We start from the raw sequence: 11,606 nt of genomic DNA on the forward strand, positions 1-11,606 counted from the left end.
GACTGGTGTTTCCAGCAACAAACGCCGTGATCCGAAGACCGCGGCGCCGAGCAACGAATGCAATTCTTAGCGACCGCAAAAACCCCTGGCAAAGGCGTGACGTACTATCCCCGGTAGTCACAACAGGTCGGGCGAAGCGGGTCAAACCTTGCCATCTGCCCGCTCAAGGGGACCGCGCCTACGCCCTAAGCGCCTTCGTATGTGACCTGCGCCCTGTGCGAGCCCTCACACCGAGAGCAGGGAGATGTCGCACTGAGTCGCGGACGCAAACTCCCCGTAAAGCGATTTCCCCCATGGAACCCCGCGCCGCAATCACCACCGGCACAGTGCGGAACCGGCACCCTCGGGCCAAGGCTTCGGCACAGTCGGGTGGCGTCCGATTCACGCTCAAGCGAGGACGGCCTCGACGAGATCAAGACGGTTCACACGAACGCCCTGTCGCGGGAGGGGCGGGGGCGTCCGCCACGATGAAAAACCGCCGCCACCCACACCCGCACCTCGCCTCGCCTCGCCTATCGACATTCGATAGATTCACATCGCAATTCGATGGAAGGGTGGGTCATGGGAAAGCTGACAGTGGGTGCATTGCGCGCAGTGCTCGGGGTGGTGCTCGCCGGCACCGTGTTCGTACAGGCATTGATGGTGTGGACGTTGGTCAGCGGGAGCGACCCGGAGGACGGGGCGCTCCCGCTGACCCCGCTGCGCGTGATCACGATTCTGGGCATGGTGTCGGCCCAGGTCGCCCTGGTCTGCGTATGGCGGCTGGTGACGATGGTGCGACGCGGAACCGTGTTCTCCCACGCCGCCTTCCGGTACGTGGACCTCGTGATCGGCGCGATCGTGGCGGCTGCCCTCATGTGGTTCGCGGTCACGGCCATCAACGCGCCGGGCCAGCGGGACGACCCGGGCGTCACCATCATCATGGGCGGGGTCGGCGTGGCCATCCTGGGGGTCGCGCTCATCGTGCTCGTGCTGCGGATGCTGCTCGCCCAGGCCGTCGCGCGCGACGTCGAAGCGGCACAGATGCAGGCCGAGTTGGACGAGGTGATCTGATGCCGATCGCCGTCGACATCGACGTGATGCTGGCCAGGCGGAAGATGTCCGTGGGCGAGCTCGCGGACCGAGTGGGGATCACGCCCGCCAACCTGGCGGTACTCAAGAACGGCCGCGCCAAGGCGGTGCGCTTCGCGACACTCGCCGCCCTCTGCGAGGTGCTCGAGTGCCAGCCTGGCGACCTGCTGCGCTGGGAGGCCGGGGACGCAGCCGGCGGATGACGCACCCCAGGACGGGCATGAAAACGCCTCGCAACACCGGCCCGTGACACGGCACGTGGACCGCACGGACGTAGATCACCGATCACCCGCAGCACCGTCCCGACCCCGTCGGGTGGATTGCGGCTGACCCGCACCGCACCGCCGTGGTCGACGATCGCAATCTGCGCACGTGACCTCCCCACCGCAATCCCCCGTCCTTCCGGCGCGGAAGGGCGGGGCTCTCGGCCAACAAGCCTGGATCGGCTGAAGTCAGCGACCAGCCCGTACGCGGGTCCCGATCGTACGAGGGCACGCCTGTGTTCGGCGACGAGGTTCTGGCCACCGCCAACCTCGACCGGCTCCTCCACCACTGCGAGGTCGTCCCGATCAACGGCCCTGGCTACCGCCTCGAGAACCGCCTCACCGCACTCGACGGCGAAGCCGACGTCGCCTGACGGACCCGGCGGGCACTACTCGCTTCGAGCATTGTCGAGCTCGGCCGCCAGCACGGCCATCCCGTGCAGATGAGTGAAGTACTTGGTTGCGTACTCGTCATCGCCAATGAACGGACGAATCTCTCCAAGGAGCGCGGTGCATGCCTGCGGTATGTCTCAGCGCCAGTCATCCAAGGGGCCGTTCATGGATGAGGAGACACAGCCGGCGAGCATGGTGTCCATCATCCCCATGCATTCGCCCTCGGGCTCGCGCTGGTAGAAGCCCGGAGGGAAGCGCAAGGTCCTGAACTCGTCCCACAACCGCGCCAGCTGATCCGGTTGCGCTTCCGCCATGCCTGTGATCACGCCCTACGACCAGGCGTCGAGGGAACGCGTTCCCCGCCCACTTGGTGCTCGGCGTGATGCCGGGTGGGCAGGACCCGTGCCGCGGCGGGAGTGCAGCGGCTGCGGAAGAAGTCAACGATGATGTCCGCGGTATTGATGTCTTTGTGGGCGCAGAGGGCTTGGGTGATGTGCGCACGCACCGCCCCCCCTGCACCGCCGCCTAGCGTGAACCACCCGACATTCCTGAGGAGCCTTGATGTGCCGGGGTGGGCCACCCCGCCGCGCCGAACGTGGTCAGGACTGTCCTGCGACCAACTAGGCCCGAGCACCGTGAGTCCCCCCGTGGAACGCTTGGGACGCCGCCACGCGCGCCAAGCTTCCGCAGCGCGGTGAGCGGAGCGTCAAGGTACTGACGGTGGCGGCTCTCGCCACGTGGCGATCACCCGCCGCGTCGCCGCCATGTACGTGATTCAAAGTCGTTGAGATCCTCCGCTCTCAAGGAGCACTGGCCTGCTGACGTTCAAACAGATGTGCAGCGCGCTGGAGCGATCCACCGCTGACACCGGTAGGCCAGTCGGACGCGGTCACCAACACAGGAGTCCGAAATTGGGCAGTTCGAAGCGATGGGGTCCAAGACGGTGGAACCTCTTCGTCCGTGCAGCCGCACTGATCGCCGCACCCCTGGCGGTCATCGGCCTTGAAGCCCCGGCCCAGGCAGTAACGCCGGCCCACCATGCCCAGGCAGGTGTCACAGCCGGGACTGCAGCCCCGTCCCCGGTGCCGGCGGAGCGGGTGTGCTCCGCCCCCAAGCCGGGGTCCTACAGCTGTTTCGCGCTGCGTCGCACGGACAAGCGGGGCGCTGCCCGTTTGGCCGCCGGCGTCATGCCCACTGGCTATGGGCCGGCGGACCTGCAGAGCGCCTACAACCTGCCGGCGTCGGGTGGCGGCGGCCGTACGATCGCCATCGTCGACGCCATGGACGACCCCAACGCGGAGGCGGATCTCGCCGTCTACCGCGCAAAGTACGGACTGCCGCCCTGTACGACCGCCAACGGTTGTTTCACCAAGGTGTCCCAACGCGGCGGCACCGACTACCCGGCGCCCGACCAGGGCTGGGCAGGTGAGATCTCGCTCGACCTCGACATGGTGTCCGCCGCCGCGCCCGACGCGAAGATCCTCCTTGTCGAGGCGGACAACGCCAATGGCGATGACCTCGGTGCGGCCGTCGACGAGGCCGTGGCCCTGGGCGCCAAATACGTCTCGAACTCCTACGGCACGCAGTACGACGAGGAAGACAGCGGCGAAGACCCGTCCGAGACCACCACGTCGGACGTTCACTACAACCATCCCGGTGTCGCGATCGTCGCCTCCGCCGGTGACAGTGCCTACGGCGTCTCCTACCCGGCCGCCTCGCAGTACGTGACCTCCGTGGGCGGCACGTCGCTGGTCAAGGACTCCGGCAACGCCCGCGGCTGGTCCGAGTCGGTGTGGGGCGGCACCGGATCGGGTTGCTCGCTGTACGAGCCCAAGCCGGTCTTCCAGCACGACACCGGATGTGCGATGCGCACTGTCGCGGACGTCTCCGCCGTGGCCGACCCTGCCACGGGCGTCGCGGTGTACCAGACCTACGGTGGCACCGGCTGGTCGGTCTACGGCGGCACGAGCGCCAGTGCCCCCATCATTACGTCGGGCTACGCGGTGGCCGGCAGTCCGTCCCCGGGGACGTATCCCAACTCCTACCCCTACCAGCACCCGGCCGCGCTCAACGACGTGACCTCGGGGAGCAACGGCGGTTGCTCCCCGCAGTACCTGTGCAACGCCGGCGCCGGATACGACGGCCCGACCGGACTCGGCACCCCGAACGGCGTCGCCGCGTTCACCAGCGGCCCGCACGGGGTGGTCTCCGGCACGGTCACCAGCACCGCGGGCGGCCCGGTCGCCGGAGCCACCGTCTCGGCCGACGGGCTCAGCGCCACCACCGACTCCAGCGGCGCCTACTCGCTCGACGTGCCGACCGGCACCTACACCCTCACCGCGTCCGGATACGGGTTCGCGAGCTCCGATGTCACCGGGGTGACGGTCGCCGACGGTGCCAAGGTGAGTGAGAACTTCACGCTCGCCCCCGTACCCAGGCACACCGTGAGCGGCACCGTCATCGACGGCAGCGGTCACCACTGGCCGCTGTACGCGAAGATCACCGCCAGCGGTGTGCCCGGCGGCCCGGTGTTCACCAACCCCGCCACCGGCAAGTTCAGCCTCGACCTCCCGCAGGGACACGACTACACGCTGAGTGTCAGCGCCGCGTACCCCGGCTACGAGCAGACGCACAAGACGGTCACCGTGGCGGGCTCGGACCAGACCGTCCCGATCGCCCTCTCCGTCGACCGGGTGGCTGAGACCGCACCGGGCTACGCGGTCCACCACGTCGGGACGACGCAGACCTTCGACTCGACCACCGGGGCCGCCCCGTCCGGCTGGAACGTGGTCAACGCCCCTGGCACCAGCGGCGGTTGGAGCTTCAACGACCCGGGCCACCGCGGCAACCTGACTGGCGGCACCGGAGGCTTCGCCATCGTCGACAGCTACCTCGCAGGGAGCTCGGCCTCCCAGGACTCGCAACTGATCAGCCCGGCCTACGACTTGAGCAAGGATGCGACCCCGCAGGTCGAGTTCGACACCGATCAGCTCAGCCGTCAGCCCGGTACCGACCAAGACATGATCGACGCGACCACCGATGGCGGCCAGACCTGGACCAAGGTCTGGAAGGGCAACCTGTGGGGCGCAGCACACCACTTCAAGGTCCCGCTCGCACAGTACGCCGGCAAGTCCAACGTCCAGCTGCGCTTCCGATACGTCGCCCACAGCGACTTCTGGTGGGAGCTTGACAACATCTTCGTCGGCAACCGCAGCTACGACCCGGTCCCCGGAGGCCTGGTGGCCGGCACCGTCGCCGACGCCAACACCGGGGCCCCCGTCAACGGTGCCAGGGTGACCAGCAGGAGCGATCCTGCCGAATCGGCGCTCACCTCCGCCACGCCGACCGACCCGTATCTGCCGGACGGCTTCTACTGGATGTTCTCCTCGGTCACCGGCAAGCACCAGTTCTCGGCGGTCAAGCCCTACTTCGCCACCGGGACACAACCGGTCAAGGTCACCGCCAATGGCGTGGTCCAGCACAACTTCAAGCTGAAGGCAGGCCGACTCACCGTCAAGCAGACAGCCGTCGACGTCACCGTCGCCACGGGCGGCAAGAAGTCCGCGAAGCTGGTCGTCCGCAACGACGGCAGTGCCCCGGCCACCTTGAAGCTCGCCGAGCACCCCGCGCTGCTGCCGCAGCTGTCGCGGGGCGGCGCACCGCTCATCCGGGTCGCGGGGACCTTCTCGCCGCTGCCGATGAAGGCCCTGGCGGCGCGCGCTGAGGCGGGCGCGACGAACACTGCCGCCGCGGGCGTCGGTACCAGGACGCGGACCGCCGCGGCCGGGACGGCCTGGCAGACCTCCGCCGATCTACCCACAGCGCTCTCCAGCAATGTGGCCGACTTCTATGACGGCCGGCTCTACACCGGATTCGGCTGGGCCGGGACGGCCGTAGGCGACGTCAGCTCGCTGTACTCCTACAACCCCGCCACCGGCGCCTGGTTCCAGCTGGCCTCCGCCACCGATCCCCGGGAAGCGCCCGCCCACGGCTTCATCGGGGGCAAGCTCTACGTGGCCGGTGGCTGGGGCAGCCTGAACGGTACCGACCGCAAGCTGGAGATCTACGACCCCCGCACCGACCAGTGGACGGTCGGAGCCGACATGCCCACCGCGTACGCGGCCTCCGGCAGCGCGGTACTGGGCGACAAGCTATACACGGTCGGTGGCTGCTACGCCCTGTCCTGCGCCGGCGTCACCGACGTCCAGGTGTACGACGCGCACACCGACAGCTGGTCCAAGGCCGCCCCGTACCCCGAGCCGGTCACCTGGACCTCCTGCGGTGCCATCGCGGGCAAGCTCTACTGCGCCGGGGGCATCGCCGGCGACAACAGCGACCACCCCATCAAGCACGCCTACGTCTACGACCCGGGCACCAACATCTGGACGCCGATCGCGGACCTGCCGAACACCACCTGGGGCGCCGCCTACAGCACCGCCAACGGTCAGCTGCTCGTCTCCGGCGGCGTGATCAGCAGCGGTGGGCTCCGCCCGACGCTGACCAACCAGGCCTACGCCTACAGCCCCGCCACCAACGCCTGGACCGCGCTGCCCAACGCCGACCTCACCGTGTACCGCGGCGCGGGGGCGGTCGGGTTCTATGTGGCCGGCGGCCTGTCGAGCAACCAAGTGCTCGCTCCGTCGATCAGCAATGTTTCCCTGCTGCCCGGCTACACCCACAACGCCTCACCGACCGACGTCAACTGGCTCTCCGAGACCCCCAAGTCAGTGACCATCGCACCCGGCCGGAGCACCACGGTGACGGTCACCGTGAACGCCGCAGCACCGGGAGTCGTCACATTCGGCGACTACACCGCGGCCCTGTCGCTCAACGCCGACACCCCGTACCCGACCCGGTCCATTCCCGTCGCCATGCACGTCGGCCCAGCCGGGAACTGGGGCAGGATCACGGGCACCGTCCTCGGCCTGGACAGCAACGGACACCGCGTTCCGTTGGCTGGGGCGACCGTCAAGATCCGCTCCGGGGCCAACGGCTACACCCTTGCGACGACCCAGGAAGGCATGTACGACCTCTGGCTCCCCACCAGCGGCCGTCCCGTGACCGTCCTCGTCGCCAAGAGCGGCTTCAAGTCCACCACCACGACCGTGAAGATCACGGATGACATGACCATCACGCGCAACTTCACACTCAAACCGATTTCCTGAGCCTGGCCCGCACAGGTGAAGTGAACTGACGCAAGACGGCCCGGCTCCCCCTGGCGAAGCCGGGCCGTTCGTCACGCTCAGCCAGGGTCAAGCCGAGCTCCGCACGAAGGGCCTGCGGATCAACGAGAGGCGGGTCGCCCGCATCATGCGGGCGTTCTCCATCGCCGGCACACGCCTGCGCAGACGCATCCGCACCACCGTTCCGGACCCGGCGGCATCGCAGGTTCCGGACCTGTACCAGCGGGACTTCACCGCCACCGAGCCGGGGCGGCAATACATGGGGTCGGGTAGCCGGAGGGAATCTCACCCTCCGGCTCCCACAGAACCGTGCGTAACAGTCTCCCGTTACACGGCTCTTGCCACCCTGATCACCAGAAATTACGGCACAGACGCCAATGCGCGAACATTCCCGGGTATCGCTTGGTGATCCCCTGGAAACAGTCCTTGGCTTTCTTGAACCCGGCCAGCCGTTTGTACTTTCTGCGGATCCAGCGCATCAGGTAGGCGTTGATGCGCCGCAGGAGGGGTTTCAGCGCGGAGTGATAGAACGCTCCGTAGTACTGCATCCACCCTCGCACGATCGGGTTGATGATCCGTGCGAGTTGAGCAAAGGTATGGCCCGTGCGCCGATGGATTCGCCACCCGCGCAATTCGGAACTGAGCCTGTTCAGGGCTTCCTTGCTGATCGCAGGGAGAAAGCACGGAAATGTCACCCCATGCTTGCTGCGCGCCGCGCGAGCGCGGAACGTGAACCCCAGGAACGTGAACGCAGTGTGCTCATACGAGCCCCGCCGGTTCGCGTCCTTGCAGTAGACGATCCGCGTCTTGTCGGGATGCAGACGCAGCCCGACCTCTTCCATCCGGTTCCTGATCGCCTCCACCAGTCTTCTGGCCTGGCGCTCGCTGACGCAGTGCACGACCGCGTCATCCACGTAGCGTTCGAAAGGGACGTTCGGATACTCCCGAGTCAGCCACATGTCGAACGCGTAGTGCAGGAACAGATTCGCCAACACGGGCGAAACCGATGACCCTTGCGGGGCAATGCCGCGTAGATAAGCAGTTCAGTGTGCTGTTTCCACATTTGCACAGCGACACGCCCGGGCTGGCTGTGGATAGTCAACTGGTATAACCGCTGCCCTTTCCCTATGCCGGTGAAGCTGGTTATCTTCCTCGTTCATGGGTGGGGCTCGAGGTGGTGCTGTGGTCTCCGGCGAACGGCTGACTGACCGGGTGGGTATCGGGGTTCTGACACGTCTGGTGGACCGGGACCTGGTCGATGAGGTGCTCGCCGAGACGGGACGGGCCGAGAAGCGATCCCGCCTGCTGCCTGCGCGTGTGGTCGTCTATTACGTCATGGCTCTGTGCTTGTTCTTCAGTGATTCGTACGAGGAGGTGGTCCGTCTCCTCGTCGGCGGCCTACGTTTTCTGGGGACATGGCGGAAGGAATGGACGGTTCCTACCTCCAGTGCGATTTCTCAGGCGCGTCGGCGTCTGGGGCCAGAACCGTTGAAGGTGCTGTTCGAGCGAGTGGCGCTGCCGTGTGCCCAGCGGGGCACGCAGGGGGCGTGGCTGGGTCGGTGGCGGCTGATGGCCATCGATGGTTTCGTGCTGGATGTTCCTGATACTCCTGCGAATGATGCGAAGTTCGGGCGTTCCGGCGGGACACGGAATCCTGCCCCGTTTCCGCAGGTGAAGATCGTGGGCCTCGGTGAATGCGGCACGCACGCCATCGTGGCCGCACGGCTGGGCCCGTGGCGGACGGACGAAGGCACTCTTGCCCGGGACCTGGTTGCTGATTTCGAGCCCGGCATGTTGGTTACCGCTGACCGCGGGTTTTACGCGTATCGGCTGTGGGAGGCGGCCGCCGCCACGGGAGCGGACCTGTTGTGGCGGATGCCCGAGGGGCCTCATCTGCCAGTGGTCCGGCCGCTGAAGGACGGGTCGTATGAGTCTTTTCTGCTCGACCCAAAAGTGCGGAGCCGGCGCGCTAACCAACGGCACCGCGGTTCGGCGTGCATCGAGGAACCGTCCGGGATCCCAGTCCGGGTTGTCGAGTACGAAGTGACCAACCGTGACGGCAAGGGAGAGATCTTCTGCTTGATCACCACGATCATGGATCCGGATGAAGCCAATGCCGCGGAGCTTGCGGCTGCCTATGCCGAGCGCTGGGAATTCGAGTCCGGTCTAGATGAGATCAAGACCCACCAGCGTGGCCGAGGCGGTGTTCTGCGCTCAAAATCTCCGGACATGATCGAGCAGGAGATTTGGGCGCTGTTGCTGACCCATTATGCGGTCCGACATCTGATGTGCGAGGCGGCTGACCAAGCTGACATCGACCCTGACAGACTGTCCTTCATCAGATGACTTCGTGTCATCCGCCGTCAGATCACTGACCAGGCGGGCTTTTCCCCCTCGCCGTCTGGAGAAAGCTCTTGAATTAGCCCGCGCAGAAATCCTGGAGAGGCCCAACCCGCGCCGACGCCACCGCACCAGCCCACGAGCCGTCAAACGCATCCACGTCCATGCCTACAGAAAGAAACAACCCACCGAAACCACCATCCACCACCCTGACCCGCCTAACATCAAAATCCTCGCCGTTTCTTAACTAAGTGGCATTGCCTTGCGGGGTCCCCCGGTCTCGCATCTGCAAGGTGCCATCGGGTAGTTGAAGCGGTGCCTCCAGCCATCGCCGGACGTACAACTTCACCCAAACGGCGTCGGTGTGCGCTTCCACAGCCTTGACGATGAGGTCCCAGGGGACGCTGTCGAAGAACTTCTGGATGTCGAGGTCGACGACCCAGTCCTTCTTCCAGCAGCGTTCTCGGCACTTTTCCACTGCGTCCAGCGCCGACCGCCCAGGCCGATACCCATAGGAGTCCGGATGGAACTTCGGTTCCACCTCGCTCTCCAAACGGGCGGCCACTACAGTCTGTGCAATTCTGTCCGCGACCGTGGGAACGCCGAGAATTCTGGTACCACCGCCATGCGGCTTCGGAATCTCCACCGCTCGCACCGGGGGCGGAAAGTAGCTACCCGAGGACATCCGGTTCCAGATCTTGAAGAGATTACCCTTCAGATCTTTCTCGAAATCCTCGATCGAGCACCCATCCACACCCGGCGCCCCCTTATTAGCCCTAACCTTCTCCCATGCCTCCCATACTTCCCACTTCGAGATCTCAAACGACTTCTCTGGCGGCTTCAGCTCGCCCACCCGACTCCTCCCAGGACACACCCGGTTGATCGAACGAACACAGCCACGGATGACCCGGCCCCTTCGCTCCATCCCCATTACAGAGACTTCATCACCACTACGAGCCGGTCCGCCAGCGAGTCCCGCACCGGTACTCGATCCCTCGCGGTTTCCGCCGCTTCGGGACACTCCCTCTCCCCGCCTATAAGGCAGGACTATCGGAACTCGCCTTCCCACGTTCCACGTGAAAGCAGCAGACCAGGCTCGCGTCGCCTCCATGCCGGGCACCGTCTGGCCAGTAGACGGGTGTCCGCCAGACTTGTCCTGGAGCCATATCTACACCCCCAGTTTCGATGCCATCTAAATACGTTTTCGACACGTCATCAGCGATTCGCCTGCGCTCGCCTTCCTGATCCCCACCTGACGCCTCCTGGGCGCCTTTTCCACATCGCTCACCACGACGGTCTTCAGCCAACGCAGCATGTGGTGGTTTGAAGCCTCCCCCCGCAGGGCGGCTCCGAAGGGCCTACCTTCATCTTTCACGCAGCACCGCATTCAAAGAGGTGCCGACCTACATTCCTGAACCTCTCCTCCTGCGTTCGTGGCACACCGACATCACGTATCTCCCCCTCGCAGGCGCGGAGTTCCTCTATCTCGCGACGGTGCTGAAGTGCTTCAGCCGCAAGGTCGTCGGCTGGTCCATGGCCGACCACATGTGCACCAGCCTGATCGCAGACGCACTGCAGATGACGTCCTTGACCCGCGGCGGCCTGGACGGCGCCGTGATCCACTGCTCGCCACGAAGCTGGTCGCCGAGCTGGTCGAGCGCGCAGGTTGGCGTGCCGCGTGGTGTACGCGTCACGCACTTTCTTGATCGTATGCTGCGCCGCCTGCGCCCCCAGGCCACGGGTCTTCAGTTCGGCGTAGGTGTGCTTGCGTAACTCGTACTCTCGCGGCACGTCGTGGACGAACGCCACCTCGGAGACCCAATTGGCCGCTTCGTTGACCGTGCGCAGGGTCGCCGACAGCGCGGATGCCTGCGCGGCGTCCGGTATCAGCTTCACGGGCATTATCAAAACGTTGATCTATGTCGCCTCGATGGGAGCCGAACCCTCATATCCGCAGGGGCCGTAGCGTCGTCTGCACGCTGCATGCGCACTTGGTCTTCACACCGAAATACCGGCGCGGACCGTTCACCGGCGAGATCCTGACGCGCTGCGAGGAGGTCATGCGCGACGTCTGCACCGACTTCTCAGCGGAGCTGAACACGTCGCAGGGGGGCGGTGGCAGCTCGGTCAGTTCGCCCTCGCCGTGCACCCTGCACCCGGCGGAAGTCCGACGGCCGTCCGCCGGGACCGGGCACGGAGAGATCGGTGGCAGGCGGCGTCGATCAGGATCATCCCTGTGGACATGGCGTGCCGCCGACTTCCCATCCCTGATCTTGCGTGGGTATCCCCGGCTTCAGCCGGGGAGGGAAACGCATCCTCGGACCGGAGGCGCGCAGCGCCGGAGTTCGCTGCGTCT

General features: G+C 66.0%; 9 protein-coding genes and 1 pseudogene. 7 read left to right on the forward strand and 3 right to left on the reverse strand.

All coding sequences use genetic code 11. The features are described 5' to 3' along the window. Positions 1–561: 561 nt before the first annotated feature. The 3 genes and pseudogenes from ACFYX0_RS44700 to ACFYX0_RS44710 form a co-directional block, all read left to right on the forward strand. Positions 562–1,053 (forward strand): DUF2975 domain-containing protein, encoded by a 492-nt coding sequence (locus ACFYX0_RS44700; RefSeq protein ID WP_355917424.1) that lies wholly within the window; start codon positions 562–564, stop codon positions 1,051–1,053. Next, a complete protein-coding gene (locus tag ACFYX0_RS44705) occupies positions 1,053–1,274 on the forward strand; it encodes a helix-turn-helix transcriptional regulator (protein ID WP_355917421.1) in 222 nt (73 codons plus the stop codon). The genes ACFYX0_RS44700 and ACFYX0_RS44705 overlap by 1 nt, the downstream gene beginning before the upstream one ends. A gap of 296 nt (positions 1,275–1,570) precedes the next feature. Continuing rightward, a pseudogene (locus ACFYX0_RS44710) lies at positions 1,571–1,708 on the forward strand (ATP-binding protein); the annotation flags it as partial. Positions 1,709–1,864: 156 nt separating this feature from the next. Here the strand turns inward: ACFYX0_RS44710 and ACFYX0_RS44715 are convergent. Continuing rightward, entirely contained in the window at positions 1,865–2,041 is a 177-nt protein-coding gene (locus tag ACFYX0_RS44715) for a hypothetical protein (protein ID WP_388980790.1), read from the reverse strand. Between the two features lie 873 nt (positions 2,042–2,914). On the opposite strand from ACFYX0_RS44715, the gene ACFYX0_RS44720 reads away from it, so the two are divergent. Then, complete coding sequence (locus ACFYX0_RS44720) at positions 2,915–6,892, forward strand: carboxypeptidase regulatory-like domain-containing protein (RefSeq protein WP_388980792.1); 3,978 nt, start codon at positions 2,915–2,917, stop codon at positions 6,890–6,892. A gap of 368 nt (positions 6,893–7,260) precedes the next feature. Here the strand turns inward: ACFYX0_RS44720 and ACFYX0_RS44725 are convergent, their stop codons facing one another. After that, positions 7,261–7,935: a reverse transcriptase domain-containing protein gene (locus tag ACFYX0_RS44725; RefSeq protein WP_388980805.1), complete on the reverse strand. Its 675-nt coding sequence runs from the start codon at positions 7,933–7,935 to the stop codon at positions 7,261–7,263. A 133-nt stretch (positions 7,936–8,068) separates the two neighbouring features. Between ACFYX0_RS44725 and ACFYX0_RS44730 the strand changes: the two genes are divergently transcribed. Further along, positions 8,069–9,256, forward strand: coding sequence for an IS4 family transposase (locus tag ACFYX0_RS44730; protein WP_388980795.1), 1,188 nt, complete (start codon positions 8,069–8,071; stop codon positions 9,254–9,256). A 241-nt stretch (positions 9,257–9,497) separates the two neighbouring features. Here the strand turns inward: ACFYX0_RS44730 and ACFYX0_RS44735 are convergent, their stop codons facing one another. Then, positions 9,498–10,103, reverse strand: a complete 606-nt coding sequence (locus tag ACFYX0_RS44735) for a reverse transcriptase domain-containing protein (RefSeq protein WP_388980798.1) — start codon at positions 10,101–10,103, stop codon at positions 9,498–9,500. A 542-nt stretch (positions 10,104–10,645) separates the two neighbouring features. Between ACFYX0_RS44735 and ACFYX0_RS44740 the strand changes: the two genes are divergently transcribed. Further along, positions 10,646–11,023, forward strand: a complete 378-nt coding sequence (locus ACFYX0_RS44740) for a DDE-type integrase/transposase/recombinase (protein ID WP_388980800.1) — start codon at positions 10,646–10,648, stop codon at positions 11,021–11,023. Positions 11,024–11,169: 146 nt separating this feature from the next. Then, positions 11,170–11,606, forward strand: a 437-nt coding sequence (locus ACFYX0_RS44745; protein WP_388980802.1) for a transposase, incomplete at its 3' end; no start/stop codon positions are given.

The sequence above is a fragment of the Streptomyces sp. NPDC002573 genome (assembly GCF_042889625.1).
GTDB classification, from domain to species: Bacteria; Actinomycetota; Actinomycetes; order Streptomycetales; family Streptomycetaceae; genus Streptomyces; species Streptomyces gibsoniae.

Coding starts and splice junctions, on each gene's coding strand:
- ACFYX0_RS44700 (WP_355917424.1), top strand. CDS start 562: ATGGGAAAGCTGACAGTGGGTGCATTGCGCGCAGTGCTCGGGGTGGTG.
- ACFYX0_RS44705 (WP_355917421.1), top strand. CDS start 1,053: ATGCCGATCGCCGTCGACATCGACGTGATGCTGGCCAGGCGGAAGATG.
- ACFYX0_RS44715 (WP_388980790.1), bottom strand. CDS start 2,041: ATGGCGGAAGCGCAACCGGATCAGCTGGCGCGGTTGTGGGACGAGTTC.
- ACFYX0_RS44720 (WP_388980792.1), top strand. CDS start 2,915: ATGCCCACTGGCTATGGGCCGGCGGACCTGCAGAGCGCCTACAACCTG.
- ACFYX0_RS44730 (WP_388980795.1), top strand. CDS start 8,069: ATGGGTGGGGCTCGAGGTGGTGCTGTGGTCTCCGGCGAACGGCTGACT.